Here is a 22,859-nt window from a genome sequence, read left to right as displayed (position 1 = left end):
GAATTGTGGCAAATATTTTAAGATATTTTCATATATGGAGAGGAGAACATGTTTGTGAGAGTAGCACACACATGATTCGAAAGGAAGGGACTACGAAAGCAGCGCCTATTGAACAGCGTCGACGCCAATTTCTGTCACTCATCGGTGGTGCTGGTACGATTGGACTTGCAGGCTGTATCGCCGGAGATGAAGGCGAGTCGGATGGGGGAGAGACTGACGATAGTCAATTTAATTTCGCGTTGGCGACCGAAATTGATACACTAGACATACATGCGACGGGCCGGGTTCCTGAACAAATCGTGGGTAACGCGATACACGATCAACTCTTCCGTTTGAACTACGATCTGGAACCAGTGCCGCATCTCGTTACAGACTACGAGGTCAATGACGACGCGACACAATACGTCTTTCAAATTGAGGAGGGAATTACGTTCCACGACGGTACGAACCTAAACGGCGAGAGTGTCGCGTGGAATCTCGAGCGGTTTGCCGACGCAAACGGTCGTCTCTCCTTCATGATAGACATGGAAATGATTGATACGCTCGAAGCGACGGGCGATCATGAAGTCACAATTGAGTATAATGAACCAAATCCTCGTCTATTATACAATCTTTGTGAGTTCCCGCTGGGAATGATCTCTCGAGACGCCTTCGAGGATGCCGGCGATGACTACGGCACGGACGTCGCCGTTGGGACGGGCCCGTTCAGGTTTGAGGAATGGGCTGACGCGGAGTACATTCGATTAACGCGGTTTGAGGATTATGAATGGGGGCCGGAATTCATCAAAAATCAGGGGCCAGCTAACGTCGAAGCGATCGAATTCAACATTATTCCCGAGCAAGCAACACTGAATTCGGAACTTCAGGATGGATATTTGGATGGGACAAGCTATGTGGAGCTCACAGACGCGAGTCGATTTGACGACGCCTCAAGCGTGAAACTGCACGAAAACCCGTATCCGTATCCCGCATGGCACCCGTTCAACTTAGATCGCGAGCCAACTGATGATATCCGGGTCCGACAGGCGCTCATTCACGGACTTAACAGCGAAGACACTATCACCGCTGCGCTCGATGGGCATGGAGAGAATATCCATGCGCTGTCGCCCCCAACGTCAGTCGGTGGGATTCCGGAAGATCAAGCGACCGAGGTAGGATATGAGTTCGACCAAGAGCGTGCTCGCGAACTTCTCGATGAAGCCGGCTGGACGAACTCGAGTCAGGGCGAAACTCGCGAGAAGGATGGGCAACCGCTCGAAATCGAAATGCTCGCATTTGACTTGCCACAGTGGCAACCACAGGGAGAAGTGGCCCAGGCCCAGTGGGGTGAAATTGGGGTGAATGTGGAACTCTCCGCCGTCGAGGGCGGCACCTTCTACGACCGGCTCGAAAATCAGGAGTATCACACGGCCACCGCTGGCACCGGCGCCGAATACGCAGCCGACTTCCTAATGCGGTGTCTCCACTCGCGGAATTTCGCGGAGGAAGGTGGATTCAACCTCGCCAGATATTCGAATCCTGAAGTGGACGAACTCATCGAACGTGGTAACAACCACCCAGACGCCGAAGAGCGCCACGCCGCGCTCCGTAACGCGGGAGAAATTGCGATGGAAGATGCCATATGGGCGCCCGTAATGACTGTCAATAGAACATACGCTCATAAAGAGTATGTCAGCGGTACCGATACCTTTACAGAGCACCAGTGGTGGCCAACCCAATACTGGAGCCACCACCTCCACGTCGATCTGTAATGGATACAGAGTGGTGACCGAGCGAGTTGTCGATTTCGCAATAGAGGGCAGAATAACTCGAACAAACCGCACGGACAACGCGAGACAGATATACCGATGACTGAACTGATGTGCAATAACGACGACGTCCAACAACTATCGACGTGTGGTGAGTTAGGGCAGCTATGCTAAAGTACACGATCCGACGGCTATTGATCATGATCCCCGTGTTGTTCGGGGTGACGATCGTCATTTCGAGTCTGATTTACTTTTCACCGGGTAATCCCGCGCAGCTTGCGCTCGGCCAGGGAGCGGACGCACAGGCCGTCCAGCAGTTGGAACGCGAGATGGGATTGCATCAACCGGTGTACATTCGCTACTTCTACTGGCTTGAGAGCGCTGTTCACGGAGATTTCGGCGAGTCATTGCAAAACGGACGATCGGTTACAGACCTCATGCTGAGTCGCGCCCCGGCAACGCTTGAGTTGGTGCTCTCTTCGATGGCCATCATGCTCGTCGTTGCGCTGCCATTGGGCGTGCTCAGCGCGGTCAAACAGTACTCATGGGTCGATAACGCATCAATGTTATTTGCGTTGTTTTGGATCTCTATGCCCTCGTTCTGGCTGGGTTTGATACTAATCATGCTATTCTCGGTTAGGTGGGGAATATTCCCGATATCGGGACGAAGTGGGGGGGTGCTCTCGTTAACCGCGCTGTCATTCCTCGCCCTGCCAGCCATCGCAAACGGTGCGAGACGGGCCGGCATCCTCACCCGCATGACTCGCGGGGCGATGCTCGAAGTACTCAACGAAGATTACATCAGGACTGCGCGGGGTAAGGGAATTGGAGAGAAGGGGGTAATCTATACACACGCGATGAAGAACGCGATGATTCCAGTGATCACGATCATCGGCCTTCAGGTTCCGACGCTCGTCTCGGCCTCAGTAATTATCGAAATTGTGTTCGCCTGGCCGGGGATGGGTCGACTTCTCGTCGACGCCGTCTTCCAGCGAGATTATCCAGTTGTCCAGGGTGTCGTTCTCATGTATGCCATCCTGGTGATGATCGCCAACCTCATTGTCGACCTGTTGTACAGCTACTTCGACCCGCGGATTCAGTACGATTGAAGATGTTCAAGAACGACACAATAATCGCCGATGACTCGATCTATCGCAGGAGGATGACTCATGTCGATCGATAATACGCCGGACACGCCAGAGAGTTCGAGCCCAGCGATTACGGCCAACCGTCGCACGAAGATCCTCCGACGGATACTGAAAAACAAACTCGCGATCGTCGGGCTAATTATTGTCTTTGGTCTGGTCTTCGTAGCCGTGTTCGCACCGATTATCGCCCCCCACGATCCAACGAAACAACAGTACGACAGTATCGAAGAACCGCCAAGTATAGAACATCCATTTGGGACGGACAACCTCGGACGTGACGTATTCTCCCGGACCCTCTATGGTTCCCAATATGCGCTGTTCCTCGGTGTGGTCGTTGTCGGCCTTCAGATGGTGATCGGCGTCTCACTCGGACTGATTGCAGGGTATTACGGCGGTGTAACGGAGTCGGTTATTATGCGAATCGTCGACATCGCGTTATCTATGCCTGGCGTTGTACTCGCCCTCGCGATCGCAGGCATGCTCGGCGGCGGACTCTGGCCATTGATTATCGCGCTTACGCTCGTCGGGTGGCGCGGATTTGCGAGGCTCGTGCGTGGGGACGTGAAAAGTGTGATGGAAGAAGAATATATCGATGCTGCGCGAGCATCGGGCGCCTCCGATTTCCACATTATAACTCGATATGTGTTTCCAAACGCGTCATCCAGTATCATCGTCTACGCAACGCTGACGCTACCGACTGTCGTCCTCTGGAGCGCAGGTCTCTCATTCCTCGGCATGGGAGTGCAACCGCCGACCCCGGAGTGGGGAGCCCTGATCGCAGACGGCCGCAACCGTATTGACACGGCGTGGTGGATCGCGACGTTCCCGGGATTCGCCATCATGCTAACGGTGATCGGATTCAACGTCGTTGGCGACGCCTTGCGAGACGCACTCGACCCAAAACAAGAACAATAATGACTGACCCACTACTCGAAATCGACGACCTTCGCATCAACTTCAACACCGAGGACGGTGTCGTCAAAGCGATTGATGGGGTAAACCTCACACTCGATCGTGACGAGGTCCTCGGAATAATCGGTGAAAGTGGATGCGGGAAGACAGTGACCGTGCTATCGATCATGCGGCTCCTTCAATCGCCACCGGCAGAGGTAGTTTCAGGCACAATCTCGTTCGAAGGGCGCGACTTGCTATCGATGGGCCGTGCTGAAATCGACGATATTCGTGGCGATGAGATTGCGATGGTGTATCAAGATCCGATGACATCGCTAAATCCGGTATTGAAGATCGGCTATCAAATCCGCGAACCGATCCACGCTCATTACGACGTCGACAAGGCCGAAGCACGTACCCGTGCGGTCGCGATGCTCAAAGCATGTGAAATTGCAGACCCCGAACGGGTGATGGATTCGTATCCGCACTCGCTGTCTGGGGGCATGCGCCAACGGGTCGTCATCGCAATGGCGCTGATTAACGAGCCAAAGTTACTGATCGCCGACGAGCCAACGACGGCGCTCGACGTGACGGTCCAGGCCAAAATTCTTGACGTCCTCCGCGATTTGCAAGAACAAAAGGGTATGAGCATGTTGTTCATCACGCACGACCTGCCGGTCGTCAGTGAACTCGCCGATCGAATCGCGGTCATGTACGCCGGCAATGTCGTCGAGACCTGTCCGCTCAAAGACCTATTCGAAAACGCGCTTCATCCGTATACACGGCGCCTGACGGAGAGTATCCCCGATGTCGACGAAACGGCCGGCGTCCTTCCGGCCATCGAGGGATCGGTCCCGAGCTTGATCAATCCACCGTCCGGGTGCCGATTTGCTCCCCGCTGCCCACAGTACCTTGGTTCAGAATGCGATACCTACGACCCAGAGTTACGGGCTCCAACGAGTGAGTTGGATCACGATGTCGCCTGCCACCTATACACTGAAATCGGCAGTGAGGATCCACCGTGGGAAGACGACGTCGAAACGTATCATAACGACGAGACAGAGGCACAATCATGAGAAACACGAGCAGTCAACGCACGAAACATGGGATGGACTGATGAGTATGGATAATTCGCCTAATACCGCGACAGCCAACGAGCAAATCGACGAAACGGGCCGATCAACTGGTTCGAACACACTCATTTCCGTCCAGGATCTGAAGACGCACTATCCGGTCAAGGGGGGAATCCTCAACCGGACCGTCGGGCACGTGAAAGCGGTTGACGGTGTTTCCTTTGAGATCGGCGAAGGAGAGACGCTCGGGCTGGTCGGAGAATCCGGGTGTGGGAAAAGTACGCTCGGTCGAACGCTCGTGAACCTCCAGGAGCCCACGGGCGGATCTGTCTATTACCAGGGAACAGATCTTGCAAACCTGTCGAAAGCGGAGCTGCGAAAGCGAAGAAAAGACATTCAGATTATCTTTCAAGACCCGGCATCGAGTCTAAACCCACGGATGACTATCGAAAAGACGATTACCGAGCCGATGCGGTTCCTCACAGATTGGTCGAAGGAAAAACGAAAATCGCGTGTGATGGAGTTGATCGAAGAAGTTGGACTGAGTGAAGAACACCTGTCGCGTGCACCGCACGAATTTTCAGGCGGTCAACAACAGCGCATTGCGATCGCTCGCGCCCTCAGCGTCAATCCAACGTTTGTCGTCTGTGACGAACCGACGAGTGCCCTTGACGTGAGCGTGCAGGCTGATATCCTCAATCTACTACAGCGGCTCCAGGACAGGTACGACCTGACCTATCTGTTCATCAGTCACGATCTCAGCGTCGTGCGTCACATCTCAGAGCGAATTGCCGTGATGTACCTGGGAAAGTTTGCAGAACTCGCCCCGACGGAACGGTTATTCGAGAATCCTCAACACCCGTATACTCGCGCACTACTGTCATCAATTCCGCGGGCCAATGCGGAGGTACTGGACGATCGGATCATACTCGAGGGAGATATTCCGAGTCCACAAGATCCGCCGAGCGGGTGTCGGTACCACACCCGATGTCAGGAATACATCGGTCCTGTCTGCGAGGAAACCGAACCGGAACTCGTCGCGACCGAAGACAAGCACACCTGCGCCTGCCATCACTACATCGACTGAGACGGGTAGTCGGCGTATCGATTCTCGATCAACGTGCCTCAGTAGCCGATGGCCATCCCGTCAGTTCGGGGTTCGCTGGCGCCCGATAGCACGTCGTCGGAGACCCGGGCAATTTGTGCGCCTCCAAACATCGCCGGAATCTCGACGCGGACGTCGTGGCCCCACCGAACTAGCTTGGACTGTAGGGGAGCAGACGTTCGGGCTTCGAGCCCGAGTGATCCGTCCACGCGATAGCGCCATCGCGGCGCATCGAGGGCCGGCTGAAGGTCCATCCCGTAGTCGATTAGATTCGAAAGAATCTGCACTTGCCCCTGAGGTTGCATGTATCCACCGACTACCCCAAAAGCAGCCCAATCGTCGCGGGCGAACTTCACGACACTCGGCATGAGCGTGTGGAAGGGTCGCTTTCCTGGTTCGAGTCGGTTTGGATCCGCAGGATCAAGCGAGAACGATGCGCCGCGGTTTTGCAACGCAATCCCGGTGTCACCGGCAACGATCCCGCTACCGAATCCCATGAAGCGCGAATTGATGAACGAAACGACGTTTCCAGCCACGTCCGCAGCACAGACGAGTACCGTATCGGCATCTTCTGCGTTCGAGTCCGGAATGCCGAATGAGACATCTGTCGCCTCCTTGGGACGAATAGATCGGGCCCGCTGTCGAGCGTACGATGGCGAATTTAGCGGTGGGATCTCCTCGTACTCAGGATCGGCGATGTATTGATGGCCGTCCTCGAAAGCTCGTTTCGTCGCCTCGGCGAACAGGTGGATTCGATCGGGCGTTTCGTAGGCGGCATCGCCGGCGTCGATCGCTGAGGCGATGTTCAACGCCTCGAGTGCGATTGTTCCCTGGTTGCTTGGCGGGAGTTGGAACACGTCGACACCGCCATAGGACGTGCTGATTGGATCGATCAGTTCCGGGCTGAAGGAAGCCAGGTCCGACTTCGATAGCAGTCCGCCCCGTGACTGAATTGCATCTACGATAGCATCGGCGATTTCTCCTTCGTAAACGGCATCCGCCCCCTCCTCGGCAATCGTTTGAAGCGTTCGTCCAAGCGCTTCGAGACGGACGACTTCACCCGGTTTCGGAGCCTGTCCGTCGAATAAGTATGCCTTGCGAGCGTTCGCGTCCTCGAACAGTTCTTCAGCGCCAGTCCAGTAGCTGGCGATCGTCTCCGAGACGGGATAGCCTCCGAAAGCGTACTCGATGGCAGGTTCGAGCACTGTTGAGAGCGACAAACGACCGAACCGCTCGACCATGAGCTCCCATCCGCGTGCCGTTCCTGGGACAGTAACAGTGTGAGGCCCTCGTTCAGGCATCGTCACCGAGTCGGTCTCCGTGTTCGTTTCGACAGCCAAACGAGTTCGGACGGTCTCGATTGTCGCGTCGGCTGGGGCGTGACCACAACTACGAATCCCGCCGACAGTACCATCGGCCGTCCGATACAACGCGAAGGCATCCCCGCCGATGCCCGTACTCGTCGGTTCAACGACATTGAGAGCGGCTGCTGCCGAAATCGCGGCGTCGAATGCGTTGCCGCCGTTTCGGAGTGCCGCTAGGCCAGCGCTTGCGGCGAGGGGCTGGCTCGTCGCGACGACACCATTTGGTGCGTAAACTGTCGAACGACGGGATTCGAACGTATCGAGGTCGTGGCCGATATCCATACAATTCACTCTAAACGATGATGGATAAGTGACGCGGAACGCAGTTCAACGGATACCATATAACGAGGGTACGATCTGAACTACAGGTCAGGTGATGCACGAAGACATATTTGCTTCGTCGTTCCGTGCTATCAAGAAAGAACGAAGGGGATCGGGTGAGTGTAGCGCTTAGGATGATGGCAAATAGAGGCATCCTGTCTCACGGTCTTCTGACGAGGATTGCATGGCATCGCCGAACTCTGGTTCAGAATCACCAGCGGACGATCAAACCCATACTCTTTATCCTCGGTGGTCATACACGCCACAGAGCAAATAATGACGGAACGAGATGATGAATTCACGCTGTACGATCTTCGCGTTGAGTGCGTTGAAATTCGTGGTCAGGACGTAGCGAGCTACGAGGTTGGTGATTATTTCGAAGTCCACGGGGAAGAACTCGTTTTCCCGGAGGGACAATCCTTCTCGCTGTATGCGCTCTCATCGTTGCTCCCACTGCTACCCGCCAAACAACGTAAAACGCACGACAACGATTGGATGACGACGGATACGATCGTTTCAGGCCCCGATCCCAACGTCGGTGGCCGGTTCGAAATTACGCGAACCCGAGAGCGAACGTTTAGCCACAGTGACGTTTCCGGAACGAACCGTACGTAGTCACCCGTCGTGCAATGAAGCCGCTACACGGACAATATAGGTAAGTGCGTTCGGAATGAACTCCACTTCATGAAACATGAGTTGACCAAAGGGTATTCAATTTCACCAGTTCTCAAGGGCGGATGGCAGCTCGCGGAGAGCCACAGCGACAATACTAGTTCAACGCCGGTCGAAGATATGTTCGAATTTGTCGACGCCGGAATCACGACGTTCGATTGTGCGGACATTTATACCGGCGTCGAAGAACTAATCGGCGAGTTTCGTGATGAGTACCGGCGAAGACGAAACGAAGCTCCGCCCGTTCAAGTCCATACAAAGTACGTTCCCGATCGAAACGCGCTGGATACTGTTTCTCGGGACGATGTCGAGCAGATTATCGACCGATCGAGAGCCCGTCTTGGCGTCGATACACTCGATCTCGTACAGTTTCATTGGTGGGATTATAGCGTCGATAATTACGTCGAAACCGCATCGATTCTCGATGACCTCCGTGAGGAGGGGAAAATTCGACATATAGGCGTCACGAACTTCGATACGCCACATCTGGAGGAACTCATGGCAGCTGGGATACCCATCGTCAGTAACCAGGTTCAGTACTCGCTTCTCGATCGCCGGCCGGCCGATTCGATGGTCGATTTCTGCCACAAATACGATATCGAACTACTGTGTTATGGCACGCTGGCTGGTGGTTTTTTAACTGACCGTTATCTCGGGATGGAGGTGCCCAACGTCCCCCTCGAGAATCGGTCGCTTACGAAATACAAACTCATCATCGACGATTCGGTCGAATGGGAAGGGTTTCAGGCGTTGCTGGAGACGCTTTCCGAAATCGCAGAGCGCCGCGGGGTTTCGATCGCGAACGTGGCGAATCGGTTCGTCCTCGAACGAGAACGGGTGTGTTCGATAATCGTCGGTGCGCGCGACACCACACACCTCGCTGATATTCGTCGAACGCTCGATTTCTCGTTGACCGATGCGGACTATCGAGCGATCGAGCAGGCGATTTCGGGGGCCGATGTTCTGTCTGGACCGGTATACGGACTCGAACGGAATTCGGAGCGTCACGCCCGGATTATGAAATACAACCTCAACGAAAATGATTGAGCTTCGACCGGCCGTGTATAACGATTCGCGTTCGACGATCATATGACCAGCCAGGACTGGGATGGTGCCGTCAATGTCCATCCGCAATCGATGGTCGTGCCCTAATCGACGTCATCGTGGACCAAGCTCTCAGTCGGAGATTAGTTCGATTCACCCCATTCTGGGAACTTTTTCTTGAAAGCTCGCCACGTGAGGGCCCACTGATCGGGATCGTTGATCCGTGCTTCGTCCACTCGTCGTTTCGACTGGTTGTGTGGGGCGTTTTTGACCTTCTCGGGCTCCGAATAGGCCTCCAGGGCAATTCGCCTGATTGCCTCCGCGTACGTTTTGATGTTCTCCTTTGAGTGCATCTCTCCCATCTCGGGCGTAAACGGCTCGGGATAGGTCCACGGCTCGTGACTCATCCAATAGGCGTCGATTCCGAAGTCGGTCAATCGCCGTCGGATGTCAATGGTGCTGACGCCCGTGTCCTCGTGAAGCTTCCCCCACGAATGCCGAGTCATTTCCATGCGGTGCTGTGACAGGTCTTCGACGGATTTCGAGAGACCCGGAACGTCCTCAAGGAGCGTGTCGAGATAATTGTTCCCAAGAACCGACAGGTGGCTACCCTCGATGATCCCGTCGCCACCCATCGCGTGAATCCACATATAAGCCTTCACCAGGAGAGGAATGTTCCCCCAAAATTCACGCACCTTTCCTATGCTCTTCGGACGATCCTCGTCGAGCAGGTACGTCTCGCCGTCGTAGGTGACGACGGGGCTCGGAAGGAACTCACTCAGTTCTTCCGTACAGCCGAACGCGCCAGCTGCAGGGCCGAGACCGCCTTTCGGGTTTCCAAAGGTCTTGTGGAGCATGTACTGTGATGCGTCGAACCCGATGTCCGCGGCTCTCGAAATTCCCATCGTACTATTGAAGTTCGCCTGGTCGTAGAAGCATAGTCCACCGGCATCGTGAACAATGTCAACCCACTCTTTCATGTTTGGGTTGTAGATTCCGAGGTCGTTGGGGTTTACGACCATCAGTGCGGCCGTTCGATCGGATACCGCCTCTTTGAGGGCTTCGGTCGGTGGGTATCCGTTATCGCCTGGCTGGAGCGTAATGACGTCAAACCCTGACACGTTGGCTGTCGCAGGGCTGCAGGCGTGTGTATACAGCGTCGTTATCACCTCGTTTCGTTGTTCAAATTCGCCCCTGTCTTCGAGGTACGCTCGAAGGAGGGACGTAAACACGAACGCGGACTGTGTTCCACTCGCCGCCTGGAAGGAGAACCGGTCCATTCCAGTGAGTTCCTTCAGGTACTGTTCGAGTTCGTAGACGATCTCCAGCACACCTTGTAGCGTCTCTTCGTCCTGCAACGGATGTAAATCCGCGAGTTGCTGACTTTCTATCTGTTCGCCCAACTTCGACGCATATTTCATCGTACAGGTGCCCCAGGGGCTGAGGTTCGTGAACCCGAGCGTCTCCTGTGAAAGATGAAGATAGTGGCGAAGTACCCACGGCTTCGAAACTTCCGGCAGCTCTGGTTCTGACTCTCGGCGGACGGCGTCAGGAACGTACGAAGTTGATTCACCAACCGTATCCGTTACTTCGGGTTCCGACTCGGGAAAAACGATCCCTCGACGACCCTCTCGACCCATGTTGAAGATAAGCGGCTCGTCCCACGTCTGCGCTTGATACTCTCGAACGAGACCACCGCGTTGGCCTTCTCGTGCTCCCTTGAGTTCGCTAAGTTGCGCCCACTCGGGGGTCTCTTCGTCGCCCATTTCAGGTTCGTCTTTTTGTTGACTCATGTCGAGATCACCTCACGCATCGCAGTCGTCAGTTGATCGATATCCTCCTTGGTATGCACTTCAGTGACACAGTAGAGTGCGCTATCGCCCAATTCCGGGAACTCGTCAGAGACCACGTGTCCGCCGAAGATACCGCGATCACGGAGTGCCGCATTTACTTCCTCGGCAGTCTGCTGGGTATCATCAAAGTTGACCAGAAACTCCTTGAAAAATTCAGAAGATAGCTCGATAGTCACTCCATCGATAGCGGACAACTTGTCTGCAGCATAGTGAGCGCGTTCGATCATGAGACCGCCTACCTCCTTGAACCCTTTCGGACCCATCAGCGATAGATAGACCGCGTTCCGGATGGTCCAAAGGAAGACTGAAGTGCCGGTGTAATCGTTTCCTTCTTCTCGTTCACCGTATGACGATCGGCCGATCTGCTCCGGCATAAATGCGAACCCGAGTTCACCCTCGCGGGACGTCTCAGTGGCGCTCAACAAGAGCGTCGGATACTCGACGACGTACGCTTCTTCGTCTCGGGTCGCGAGGAACCCGCTGCAGCCCCCTCCGGCGTTCATGTGCACACCCAGTGGCTGCGTGGTCCCGACCACGATGTCGGCGCCGTGGTTTGCCGGTGTATCGAGAATTCCGAGAGTGATCGGATCAACGCCGGCAATACACTCCGCGCCGTTTTCGTGAGCAATCGCCGCTATTTCGCTCGCCTGTGACTCGATCGTCCCAAGATACGTCGGTGTCTCATAGTAGACAGCCGTCGTTTCCGTCGAGCACTTCTCTGATAACTCGTCAACATTCATCCGGCCCGTTTCACGATCATATGCGACCGTTTCGATCGTAAGATCATCGTCGCTCCCTGCGAGCCGTCGGTAATTTTCGATGACCTCGAGTCGCTCTGGACCGATCGTCTCCGGAACGAGGACTTGAGTTCGGCCGTTCAATCGGTGGGCCATACGAATCGCGAAGCCGGCCGCATTCCCCCAACTGTAGACTGGCATCCCAACCGCGTCGAGTTCCAGAAGTTCGCCGAGCTGACTGCAAAACTCGAACCAGGCTTGGTTCCTCCCTTGATCGGATTCGGGCGATCCCCACTCGGAGGTCAGGAACTCTCGTCGCTCGGAGATTTCATCGCAGACGGCCGGAACGTGATGTTGCCAGCAGCCTGCGCCCCTGAAATTGAGGTTTTCGTCGCACGATTTGTTCTCCGAGAGGATTTCTTCGACCTGTCTTTTTAGTTCGAGTTCGCCTTTTGCGGACGGGAGGTCGAAATCGCCATGGAACTGGAGTTCAGTTGGGATTTGCTCATACAATTCTTCAATAGTCTCAGCCCCAATCGTGTTCAGCATCTCCTCTTTTATTTCCTCAGAGGAATTTGGCATATATGGATGGCTACCCTTTGACATACATTTGGAAAGAGTTCTCTCACCACATAGTTTTTACTCAACCATCCAGGTAGAGGTGGCCATAATCAACTCAAAAACGTATTCCCGGTGAGTAACGCCAAAGAATACTGTGCGTATGGGAGATGGGTCGACGGAATAACGACCAACCCATGATCTACCTGCAACATTTGGTTGCCCCAGCAGCCGTCGAAACCTGTGAGGGAATCAGGAACCAAAAGGAGGTTACCAACTCTGATCCGAATTATCATCTGGTAGCAAGATCCTCGGATGAGCGTAAACGAGCCTTCGAGGTTTCGACGGTACGGGGCAGAACACCCTGTGGACCCCCGTTGGATCGCGACTCTGACAAACCGTTCGCGGATTTCAATTACAGAATGTATTCGTCACCCTCCTCGGTAGCCAAAAACTCCGTCAGCAAATCGATCGTCGCCGAGACGTCGTCTATATGGGCACTAGCTGTGTCCGAGTGTATATTTCGAGTTGGGAGTAAGATTGCCCCAACTGGTGTCGCTCCCTGTCCGTTCTGGAACGCGCCTGCATCCGTTCCGCCAGACGAGTGGAGTTCTAGTTGGTAGGGGATAGACGCTGCTTCGGCAACGCGTTGCATGCGGCGATAGACCTTCGGATTCGTCAGTGTCCGTCGGTCCATCACTTTGATTGCCGTTCCAGCCCCGGTTTCGCTAATGTGATCGTCTTCATCGTACTCAGGTTGATCGGTTGCGAGGGTGATATCAAGTGCAATCGCCAGGTCCGGATCAAGATCAGATGCAAGAGCCTCCGCCCCCCGAAGTCCGACTTCCTCCTGGACGGTCGCCGCAAAGTCGATCGTCACCGCAGGATCTTCGATTCGGCGAGCCGCTTCGAGCATCGCGAAGACCAGTGCACGGTTGTCGAACGCTTTACCAGTGACGTAGTCCCCCATTTTAACCGTTTCCTGCTTGAGCGTGACTACGTCACCAGGCGAAACGCGATCGCGAACTTCCTGGACCGATCGGCCGAGATCTACGTAGACGTCTTCAACGTCCCAGACGTCCTGGCGTCGTTTGTCCGGGGTCATATCGAGATCCTCTTCTTCGAGCATGTGCGGCGGCACCGCTCCGATAATCCCCATCAGCTCCTCCGTTTGTGTTTTGACGGTAACTCGCTGGGATCGGGCGGTGCTGGGATTCGTACCGCCGAGAATCTTCAGTTTAAGGAACCCATCGTCGGTTACTCGTTCGACTATCCATCCCCACTCATCCGTGTGGGCGGCGACGGTCACACGATAATCGGACTCGCCGTTGATCGTTCCAACGACGTTCCCCATCGCATCCCTGCGGACTTCGTCGGTCGATTCTCGTAGTTCTCGTTCGACGATGTCTCGGACTGCATCTTCGTATCCCACGGGGCCGGTAGCTGCCGTCAATTCTTGGAATAGTTCAAAATCGAATTCGTCCAGCATGCCCTATACGCTCATCACACACATAGTAAAGGTACGTATTGTGTGAGAAAATCACCGGGTTCGGAGATCGACGAGATGGTCAGCAAGCGAGCGAGTTGTAAAGTTGGTTTGATTGTCTTGATTGTGGTTTGATTGTCCTGATTGCGGATACAAAGGTCGTCGATATCGAGATACAGATGATTCGGAGCAGGGTTTTCCATAGGTAAGGAGTGATAATGGAGTATTAGGTTCGATCGAGGCTAAACCGAAACCGTATTAACCAACAGTCCGGCAAAGAGGATCGGCACGTTGGTTAAGTCTTTCATCGCCCGCTGAAGGGCGGAGGCGCATTCCAATCTCCACCTACCCATTGCTGATCGGTCACTCATTACCGTTCTAGCAAGCAGAGTAAGAGACAGAACACCATGTCCAGGTCGCACACTCCACGATCACAACACATGAGAGTCGTTTCGTTTGGCTACGACAGTGACGGATCGTGGCTGGTCAAGACGATAGAGTACGTCAAAGGGCTTTCTCAACGAGGTCCGTGACAGCAGGGGAGAGGTAGAGTTGACGGAAAGCAGTGGAGAACAGTCTTAACCAACAGAACTATGTCTTTGACATTCATGTTGGTTAACACGGGTTGAATCACCATGTCCTACGAACCACCGACACCCCCACAGAAACTCCCTACCGACATAGTCAACACATTCGACGATTACTCGCCCGATCTTCTTCGAGACATCGCCAGGTACACTGAGGAGCTCGCCGAATACCGTGAGCGAGAGGTACGACTAGCGGAAGATGAGGAGAACAACGACGTCAAAGAGAGACCGGAGGACCTTCCGGATGACGTTCCCTCGAAGGCGACGATCACAGTGAAGGAGATCAACGACAATAGCTACTACTACTGGCAGTGGAGAGCGGGCGAAAAAATAAAGTCGAAGTATAAAGGTCCAGTCAACTCAGGGAACTAGTCTTCGTTTGTATCAGTGGGACTGGAAGATACTGCTTCACTGGAAATGGTGGGGAGGGGGTGTTCCGACATCCTCGTTTACGTATCCCTTCTGCAGTCTGCTGATCTATGTTCTCAACGAGTATACTGGAAATTCTGCAGTCTGCTGATTCATGTTCTTAACGAGTATACTGGAAACGTCGGTCGATATCGAACGTTAGAGATTCGCTGCCCGAGACGGAGCCATAGGCCAGTTGTTCTGGAGTGGAACGTTCTAAAGCGGAGTTGGGAAGAGACACACCCCTCATTGCCGCTGTATAGATCCAAAGGTGGGGTGAGAAAGAATGAATCGGTAAGTTTCAGAGTGGGAGTCCGATGATGTTCCCAAACCAACTCGTTGTCCCAAATCCTACTCCCGGTAACTATAAGTGGGGCGGGTGAGAATAGTCCACTAGGTATATCGAACAAGAAGTTCGATTTCTATCGAACGATTTTTCTTTCCACCAGAGATCGCTATCAATTCAGCTTAGAACAACTCCACTCCTTCCAGAGGGTTTCGACGTCTAGCGGCGAAAATCGTCTCGTGTAAATATCCTTCTCGTCTCGTTTCTCCTGGAGGCTCTCTCGAAATCTATACAGCGGCAACGTGGGGTGTGTGTGTTCTGTTACAGCGGCACTCCGGGGTCTTTCATCCACTTCTCCCCGTTTCTTTCGGGGTTTTCTCCTCTATACAGCAGCAATGTGGTGTCCTGGGTGCATGGAGCGGGTCCGTCTGACATCTGGCATACAGCGGCAATGAGGGGTGGACCTGCACTATGCGTGTGAGTCACCTTCTACCGTTCATTATATTCTCATTCAATTCACTAGGCTATACAGCGGAAACGAGGGGTGAGTATCGTTGCTTACAGCGGCATTCTGGTGTGAGTATCTTCTTTCTGAGCCCCTGTGTGGTCGATATCCTTCCCATACAGCGGCAATCTGGTGGAAAGAGTTAAGCCCCTCTCTGAGAATGCATCCGCAAGAGAATGCCTGAATCCCGCGACTACTTCACTCGAGAAAACGAGATCTTCCGGAACAAAGATCTCTTACAGGTGTCTCACCTTCCCGATGGAGACCGAATCATTGGCCGCGAACAGGAACTCACGAATCTTGCCGGCGCAATTCAGCCTGCGCTTACCGGAAATACACCGAACAACGTACTCGTGTACGGAAAAACAGGTACTGGAAAGTCCCTTTGCTCGAAGTTCATCACGAACCAGGCAATTTCCCGAGCAGCGGATAATGGTGTTACAATCGGTGTAGCCTACGTCGACTGTCTCCAGGAATCGACCGAGACACAGGCTGTCCAGTCACTCGGTCATCAGCTCAACGACAAAGATACAACTGGTATCTCGATTCCCCACTCTGGTTTGAGCACATCGGAATACTACCGCCGCCTGTGGCAGATAATCGACCAACAGTTCGATGCCGCACTCGTTATCCTCGACGAAGTCGACAAAATGGAATCAGACGACATTCTCATGCAACTCTCTCGAGCGGTCGAATCCGGAAAGCTCTCCTCCAGCACTATCGGAACGATTGGCATCTCGAACAAGATTCGATACAAAGAATCGCTTGACGAACGCATCAAATCGAGTCTCTGTGAACGCGAGTACGTCTTTCCTCCGTACGATGCAACTCAGATCCAGGAGATCCTTCATTCGCGATCCGATGCGTTCCATGACGGCGTCCTGGAAGACGGTGTTGTTCCTCGAGTTGCTGCGTTAGCTGCACGAGAACACGGTGACGCACGTAAAGCGATTGACATCCTTCGATTTGCCGGCGAAATAGCTGAGGAACAGCATCTTGAGACCGTTACTGAAACCTGTGTCAACCTCGCACACGAGCGTGAGGAGACGAGTCGACTAGCAGAGTTAATTTCAAAATCGCCCAGCCATGCGAAGCTCGTCCTCGAGGCGATGGCTTTGCTTGTCAAACAACCCGACCGAACCGACGACGCAGTGCAGACGACGGAAGTCTACGACCTCTACAAACGTTTGTGTGAACGCGATGACTCCTCGCATTTGAAACTCCGACGTGTCCGCGACATCCTCTCGGAACTCGAGTTTCTCTCAATTATCGAGCAAGAGCGCAAGTGGGCCGGGAAAGGCAAGGGGAACTACATGGAAAACCGTCTCGTTGACGATCCAGATGTGATTATCGCAGCCTGTGAAGAGTCGAGCCGTTAGATAAACGCTGAGCGAGCAGACTCAGTCCTTTCACGTTTTCACAATCCCTCAATTCTGAAAATACGGCGCTCCATCCAGCATGACGAGTAAATCATCTTTGAATACTTTACATAATATGAGAACGATATGTTTTACGTTGTGGTCGGTACCGTACGCTTCGACCCGAAAGAAAAATGATCACCGTAGTCGGTGATCGCGCCCAACAGACACGTCCAGTCGCGTTGGGCAGAGACTTCGACAGCTGGCCGCGTGCAGCGCGGAAATCACGCGGCACGCGGTTCGACCTGAATGGATTGCTTGAGTTGATCGATCCAGACATCGGTAGCGTCCAGCACCCGCCGCTTTTGTTGAGTTTGTCGTGGAACGCCTCTTGCTCGTCTTCGTCAGCCTCGGCGGCTGTACGGTGTGGTTTCTGGTAGGTCAATTCCGCCTCTTTCAGCAACCGCCGACAACTCGAGAGGGAGTACTCGATGTCGTACGTTTCGTCGAGATACTGCTGGACGAGCGCCGGCGTCCACGCCGGCGCGTCGACCCCAACTTCTTCCGGTGATTCGTGAACAGTTGCTTCGAATTCCTGATGCTGTGTTTCTGAGAGCTTTCGTTTTCTTCCAGTTCAATGATTATTAGTCTCGGCCTGTTCGAGCGATCCGTCAGTGTCGATCCAGTGCGAAGGGGAATGAGAACCGACCCCCGGACCAGCACATTTTTCACCGGGAACTCGAGCCAGCCACCATATCTGCACATCAATGTGTCTGTATGCGGACAAATTTTCATAGTACTCGAGAGTGTAGCAGTTATAAGATGGTTCAACCTGCGACGGAGGTTCTCGAGGAATACGATATCACCGCCGGACGCGGGTTCCTTCCCGAATCGGACCCCCTGCGCTCATTCGAGATCGACGTACACGACCGGCCAATCGCGAGCTACCTTCGCGAGTTCGACCGGGTCGGGGCCGAACTTCCCGGCCGACTCGAGGACGGATCCCTTCGGCCGGCCGTCCGCGATCTCGAACCGCCACCGGACGGACTGTTCGAGGCGCTCTCCGAGCGCGAAACGGTCCGGCTGTGTCTGCTCAGCGGTTTCTTCGCGAGCGCGTATGTCAACGATATCGGTGCCGATCCCGTCGATCGGCTTCCAGCCGGCGCGGCCGTGCCGCTGTATCGAACCTCGCAGCGGTTCGGTCGAAAGCCGATCCTTTCGTACGACATGCTCTGTCTGCACAACTGGCAGCAATGCGACCGAGACACCGGCTTCGACGTTGAAAACCTGGACACCGTTCAGCAGTTCACGTCGCTGTCCGACGAGCGGTGGTTCGTCGTGATCCACGTCGCGATCGAAGCTAGGGCTGGGCCCGCGCTGACCGCCTGTGCGCGCGCTCAGCAAGCTGTCCGCGACAACGATCCCGACGCACTACTCCCGGCCCTCGAGACGATTGGTGACGCGCTCGAGGAGCAAACCACGATCATGGCTCGAATGACCGAGAACAACGATCCCGAGGCGTTCGCCCGAAACTATCGACCCTACTACAACGGGTTCGACGAGGTCGTCTACGAAGGGGTCGACGAACTCGAGGGAACGCCCCAGACGATGCGGGGTGGTTCGGGCGCCCAGAGTTCGGTCCTGCCGTCGATCGACGCTGTGCTCGGGGTCGACCACGCCGCCACGGACCTGATCGAGAAACTGATTGACATGCGAAGCTACATGCCGGAGACTCACCGATCCGTCATCGCGGCGTTCGACGAGGGACCCGACGTGGGCCCCTTCGTGGCCGATAGCGATCGCGAGGACCTCCGTGCCGAGTACAACCGCTGTATGGACGAACTCGGCGACTTCCGACGGGTCCACTTCAGCCAGGTCGCTCAGTACATCAACGAAGTAACTGGCGATACCACCGGAACCGGCGGGACCGATTACATGGACTTCCTCCCGAAGTTGAAAAAAGAGACTGAATCCCAGAAGATCTGAACGGGTTCGTTACGTCACTTCGCTCTTCGTCTCGTACTGTTCGTACGCTTTCTCGTCGACGATCTCGCACAGTTCGTCGACGACATCGAGGACGTCCTCGAATCCGACGTACAGCGGCGCCGGACAGACGCGGATGACGTTGGGAGGCCGGAAGTCCACGATGATGCCGCGATTCCGTAGGGCCTGGCTGATCCGCTCGGCCTCGGAGTGCTCGAGCGCGACGTGGCCGCCACGTCGGTCGGGATCTCGTGGCGTTCCGACCGCGAAGCCGCGTTCGGCGAGGCGCTCATCGGCGAGGAAGAGGAGGTACGACGTAAGCGCGAGCGACTTCTCGCGAATCGCCTCGATGCCGGCCTCCCTGACCAGTTCGATCGAGCCGAACAACGGCGCCGCGCTGAAGACGGGGACCGTACCGATCTGCCAGGCGCCGGCGCCGTCAGCCGGCGTGAACTCGAGATTCAGCTCGAACTGCGTCTCCTTGTCGTGCCCCCACCAGCCCGAGAGCGCGGGCGTCACGTCGAAGTGGCGCTCGTCGACGTAGAGTCCGGCGATCGCTCCCGGCCCCGCGTTGAGGTACTTGTAGCTACACCAGACCGCGAAGTCGACGTCGATATCAGAGAGTTTGTGGGGAACGACGCCGATCGAGTGTGCGAGATCGAACCCCGCGAGGATTCCACGCTCGTGGGCCGCTTCGGTGATCCGCTCGAGGTCGAACAGCTGTCCACTGCGGTAGAGGACGGAGGGCATGAAGGCGATGCCGACGTCGTGTTCGTCCATCGCGGCGACGACGTCTTCGGTCTCGACCGTCCGTCCGTCGCGACTCTCGACCACGTGGAGATGCTCGTCCGGGTCGAGCCCCCGCTGGCGGAGCTGGGCGCGGATCGCGTAGTGGTCGGTGGGGAAGTCGAGTTCGTTGACCAGCACGCCGCGGGGGACGTCCGGCCCCAAGTGATCGAGGAACGTGCCGATCAGCGTGTGGATGTTGACGGTCGTCGAGTTTCCGACGACCACTTCCTCCTCGCGGGCGCCCAGCAGCGGTGCGAGCTCATCGCCCAGGCGTTCGCCGTACCAGAACCACGGCGGCTCGGCCTCGGTCCAGCCCTGGATGCCCAGTTCGCGCCACTGGTCGATCGCCCGGTCCAGGGTTCGCTTGGCATCTTCTGAGATCGGGCCAAGCGAGTTGCCGTCCATGTAGAGCTCGTCGGGGATGTCGAAGCGATCCCGGAGCGTTGCGAGCGGGGCGGTGTCGTCGCGCTTGTGAGCGTACTCGTGGCCGGTTCGATGGTCACTGGTGTGGCGTTCGGCGGGCGCGTCGTCGTCCGCGTTCGAGTCCATGTGTTCACTCTCGAGAGGAACCTACAGGAACGTTTCGACGTTTTGTGACGATTCGGGATCCCGTCGGCGGACGAACGGTCGTCGTTCGTTTATCGCTGCTCCCGTCCGACGTTGATCCACGATACGAAAAAGATTAAACGTTCACTCGGTCCTCATTCGGGACATGAATGACGCGAGCGACGAACTGGACCCCGAACTCGAGGGCGTCATCGACGAGATTCAGACGGCCGGCATCCCGCCCTGGTACTCGCTGTCGGTCGAGAGCGCCCGCCGGCTCGAGGACGAGGTGTTCTCGGCCGGCAGCGGTCCCGAGATGCGGTCGGTCCGGGATCTGCGGATCGACGGTCCCGGCGGCGATCTGCCGATCAGAGTCTATCGTCCACCCGCCGAGCGTCCGTCGACGCTGGTGTTCTACCACGGCGGCGGCTGGACGCTGGGGACGCTCGACTCTGCGGACGACATCTGCCGAGAACTGGCTGCCCGTGCGGAGTGTCTCGTTCTCTCGGTCGACTACCGCCTCGCACCTGAACACCCTTTCCCAGCGGCGGTCGACGACGCCTACGCCGCCCTCGAGTGGGCGGCCAACTACGCCGACTCGCTCAGCGGCGATCCGGATCGGCTGGGCGTGGCGGGGACGAGCGCCGGCGGAAACCTCGCCGCGGCGACGGCGCTGCGGGCGCGCGATAGCGGAGCCAACGGACCGGACCTCGACGGCCAGTTTCTGCTGTACCCGATGACCGATCGCTCGTTCGATCGCGACTCCTATCGCGAGCACGGCGACGGACCATTGCTCACGGAAAACGGCGTGCGCTGGTTCTGGGACCAGTACCTCCGGAGTCCGGTCGACGAACGCAACCCGTTCGCAACGGTGTTGCGCGCGCCGGATCTCTCGGGTGTGGCCCCTACGACGGTCGTGACGGCGGGACACGACGTGCTTCGGGACGAGGGTGCCGCCTACGCCGAGAAACTGTCCGACCACGGCGTCCCGACCGAACACGACCACTACCCGACGCTTACGCACGGTTTCTTCAGCATGACCGACGACGTCGAACGGGCCGACGAGGCGATGGGCGCGCTCGCCGAGAACGTTCGGTCGAGGCTCGCGTGAAGGGTTCGAGAGGATGCGCTCGGGTGCGAATCGACCGAAACAGGCCCGCGTAATCAGTCGAAGTCGAACTTCTCCGCCGCGGTCTCCATGTCCTTGTCGCCGCGCCCGGAGAGGTTCACGAGGATCGTCTCGTGGTCGCCCTCTTCAGCCAACTGGATCGCTCGAGCGACGCCGTGGCTCGACTCGAGCGCCGGGATGATCCCCTCGGTTTCGCTGAGTTCGCGGAAGGCGGCGAGAGCCTCGTCGTCGGTGATGGCGGTGTACTCGCAGCGGCCGACCTCGCGGAACATGGCGTGTTCCGGGCCGACGCCGGGGTAGTCCAGACCAGCCGAAACGGAGTGGACCTCGACATCGTCGTCGATGACTCTCGTCTTCATGCCGTGGATGACCTCGTCTTTCCCCTTCGCGAGCGGAGCGGCGTGTCTCGTCGAGTCGGCACCCTCTCCGCCGCCTTCGGCACCGTAGAATTCGACGTCGTCGTCACGGAACGCGTGGAACAGCCCCATGGCGTTGGAGCCGCCGCCAACGCACGCGACCGCGGCGTCCGGCAGGTCGCCCGTTCGCTCGAGGAACTGTTCGCGGGCCTCGTCGCCGATGGTGCTCTGGAAGTCCCGAACCATCCGCGGGAACGGGTCCGGCCCGACGACGCTGCCAACGAGGTAGTGAGTGTGCTCGACGTTCTCGACGAGGTCCTCGAGCGCGGCGTCGACGGCGTCCGCGAGCCCTTCTCCACCTTGCGTGACCTCGTTGACCTCGGCTCCCATCAGGCGCATCCGGAAGACGTTCATCTTCTGGCGCTCAACGTCTTTCTTCCCCATGTAGATCTCCGTCTTGAGGTCGAACAGCGCGCCGACCATCGCCGTCGCGGTGCCGTGCTGGCCGGCGCCCGTCTCCGCGATCAGCCGGTCTTTTCCGGCCTTCTTCGCGAGCAGCGCCTGGCCTAGACAGTTGTTAATCTTGTGTGCGCCGCCGTGGAGCAGATCCTCTCGTTTGAGGTAGATGTCGGCGTCGTATCGATCGCTTAGATTGCCGGCGTAGTACAGCGGCGTCGGTCGACCGGCGTACTCCTCGAGATGGCGCCGGAACTCCGCCTGGAACTCCTTGCTCGTGCCGATTTCGTCGTACGCGTTCGCGAGCTGCTCGAGCGGTTCGTGGAGCGGTTCGGGGACGTGGCGACCGCCGTATTCGCCGAAGTTATCTGTACCCATACTCACGTAAACATTTTCGTCCCACCAAATAAATGTGTATCCCGTGAGCACATGACATGATGCATAGTACCGTACATC

The 22,859-nt window shown here is 56.3% G+C and carries 17 protein-coding genes and 1 pseudogene; 11 read left to right on the top strand and 7 right to left on the bottom strand.

All coding sequences use genetic code 11. From position 1 onward, the window contains the following. Positions 1 to 71 precede the first annotated feature (71 nt). From NGM15_RS17285 to NGM15_RS17265, 5 genes are all read left to right on the top strand, one after another. Entirely contained in the window at positions 72 to 1,751 is a 1,680-nt protein-coding gene (locus tag NGM15_RS17285) for an ABC transporter substrate-binding protein (protein WP_253438869.1), read from the top strand. Positions 1,752 to 1,915: 164 nt separating this feature from the next. Continuing rightward, positions 1,916 to 2,857, top strand: a complete 942-nt coding sequence (locus NGM15_RS17280) for an ABC transporter permease (protein WP_253438866.1) — start codon at positions 1,916 to 1,918, stop codon at positions 2,855 to 2,857. A 60-nt stretch (positions 2,858 to 2,917) separates the two neighbouring features. Beyond that, complete coding sequence (locus NGM15_RS17275) at positions 2,918 to 3,811, top strand: ABC transporter permease (RefSeq protein ID WP_253438863.1); 894 nt, start codon at positions 2,918 to 2,920, stop codon at positions 3,809 to 3,811. Then, on the top strand, positions 3,811 to 4,863 hold the full coding sequence (locus NGM15_RS17270; protein ID WP_253438806.1) for an ABC transporter ATP-binding protein: 1,053 nt from the start codon (positions 3,811 to 3,813) through the stop codon (positions 4,861 to 4,863). Before NGM15_RS17275 ends, NGM15_RS17270 begins: the two co-directional genes overlap by 1 nt. Before the next feature lie 40 nt (positions 4,864 to 4,903). Next, positions 4,904 to 5,947, top strand: a complete 1,044-nt coding sequence (locus NGM15_RS17265) for an ABC transporter ATP-binding protein (RefSeq protein WP_305882013.1) — start codon at positions 4,904 to 4,906, stop codon at positions 5,945 to 5,947. 38 nt (positions 5,948 to 5,985) lie between these two features. Here NGM15_RS17265 and NGM15_RS17260 read toward each other — a convergent pair whose 3' ends face one another. Next, complete coding sequence (locus tag NGM15_RS17260) at positions 5,986 to 7,611, bottom strand: gamma-glutamyltransferase family protein (protein WP_253438804.1); 1,626 nt, start codon at positions 7,609 to 7,611, stop codon at positions 5,986 to 5,988. Positions 7,612 to 7,926: 315 nt separating this feature from the next. Here NGM15_RS17260 and NGM15_RS17255 point away from each other — a divergent pair, with 315 nt between their 5' ends. Next, the gene (locus tag NGM15_RS17255; protein ID WP_253438801.1) at positions 7,927 to 8,265 is read left to right on the top strand and encodes a TIGR04076 family protein; all 339 of its coding nucleotides are present in this window, start codon (positions 7,927 to 7,929) and stop codon (positions 8,263 to 8,265) included. Positions 8,266 to 8,334: 69 nt separating this feature from the next. Further along, positions 8,335 to 9,369, top strand: coding sequence for an aldo/keto reductase (locus NGM15_RS17250; RefSeq protein WP_253438798.1), 1,035 nt, complete (start codon positions 8,335 to 8,337; stop codon positions 9,367 to 9,369). Positions 9,370 to 9,509: 140 nt separating this feature from the next. On the opposite strand, the gene gcvPB is transcribed toward NGM15_RS17250, so the two are convergent. From gcvPB to NGM15_RS17235, 3 genes are all read right to left on the bottom strand, one after another. Continuing rightward, positions 9,510 to 11,159: an aminomethyl-transferring glycine dehydrogenase subunit GcvPB gene (gcvPB, locus tag NGM15_RS17245; protein ID WP_253438795.1), complete on the bottom strand. Its 1,650-nt coding sequence runs from the start codon at positions 11,157 to 11,159 to the stop codon at positions 9,510 to 9,512. Further along, a complete protein-coding gene (gcvPA, locus tag NGM15_RS17240) occupies positions 11,156 to 12,562 on the bottom strand; it encodes an aminomethyl-transferring glycine dehydrogenase subunit GcvPA (RefSeq protein WP_253438792.1) in 1,407 nt (468 codons plus the stop codon). The genes gcvPB and gcvPA overlap by 4 nt, the downstream gene beginning before the upstream one ends. A 367-nt stretch (positions 12,563 to 12,929) precedes the next feature. Continuing rightward, entirely contained in the window at positions 12,930 to 14,003 is a 1,074-nt protein-coding gene (locus tag NGM15_RS17235) for a M42 family metallopeptidase (protein ID WP_253438789.1), read from the bottom strand. Between the two features lie 632 nt (positions 14,004 to 14,635). Here NGM15_RS17235 and NGM15_RS17230 point away from each other — a divergent pair. After that, the gene (locus tag NGM15_RS17230) at positions 14,636 to 14,959 is read left to right on the top strand and encodes a DUF6788 family protein (protein WP_253438787.1); all 324 of its coding nucleotides are present in this window, start codon (positions 14,636 to 14,638) and stop codon (positions 14,957 to 14,959) included. A 1,003-nt stretch (positions 14,960 to 15,962) separates the two neighbouring features. Next, on the top strand, positions 15,963 to 17,165 hold the full coding sequence (locus NGM15_RS17225; protein ID WP_253438784.1) for a Cdc6/Cdc18 family protein: 1,203 nt from the start codon (positions 15,963 to 15,965) through the stop codon (positions 17,163 to 17,165). A gap of 54 nt (positions 17,166 to 17,219) precedes the next feature. Here the strand turns inward: NGM15_RS17225 and NGM15_RS17220 are convergent. Next, positions 17,220 to 17,826, bottom strand: a pseudogene (locus NGM15_RS17220) (IS630 family transposase); the annotation flags it as partial. 140 nt (positions 17,827 to 17,966) lie between these two features. Between NGM15_RS17220 and NGM15_RS17215 the strand changes: the two are divergent. Next, positions 17,967 to 19,130 carry an indoleamine 2,3-dioxygenase gene (locus tag NGM15_RS17215; RefSeq protein WP_253438782.1) on the top strand — a complete coding sequence of 388 codons (1,164 nt, stop codon included), beginning with the start codon at positions 17,967 to 17,969 and terminating at the stop codon, positions 19,128 to 19,130. Between the two features lie 9 nt (positions 19,131 to 19,139). On the opposite strand, the gene kynU is transcribed toward NGM15_RS17215, so the two are convergent. Beyond that, a complete protein-coding gene (gene kynU, locus NGM15_RS17210; protein ID WP_253438780.1) occupies positions 19,140 to 20,465 on the bottom strand; it encodes a kynureninase in 1,326 nt (441 codons plus the stop codon). A gap of 163 nt (positions 20,466 to 20,628) precedes the next feature. On the opposite strand from kynU, the gene NGM15_RS17205 reads away from it, so the two are divergent. Next, complete coding sequence (locus tag NGM15_RS17205) at positions 20,629 to 21,573, top strand: alpha/beta hydrolase (RefSeq protein WP_253438777.1); 945 nt, start codon at positions 20,629 to 20,631, stop codon at positions 21,571 to 21,573. Positions 21,574 to 21,626: 53 nt separating this feature from the next. On the opposite strand, the gene trpB is transcribed toward NGM15_RS17205, so the two are convergent. Continuing rightward, positions 21,627 to 22,781: a tryptophan synthase subunit beta gene (trpB, locus tag NGM15_RS17200; RefSeq protein WP_253438774.1), complete on the bottom strand. Its 1,155-nt coding sequence runs from the start codon at positions 22,779 to 22,781 to the stop codon at positions 21,627 to 21,629. Positions 22,782 to 22,859: the final 78 nt, after the last annotated feature.

It is taken from the genome of Natronosalvus halobius, from assembly GCF_024138145.1.
Taxonomy (GTDB): Archaea; Halobacteriota; Halobacteria; order Halobacteriales; family Natrialbaceae; genus Natronosalvus; species Natronosalvus halobius.
This window is presented reverse-complemented; position numbering and strand designations above follow the sequence as displayed.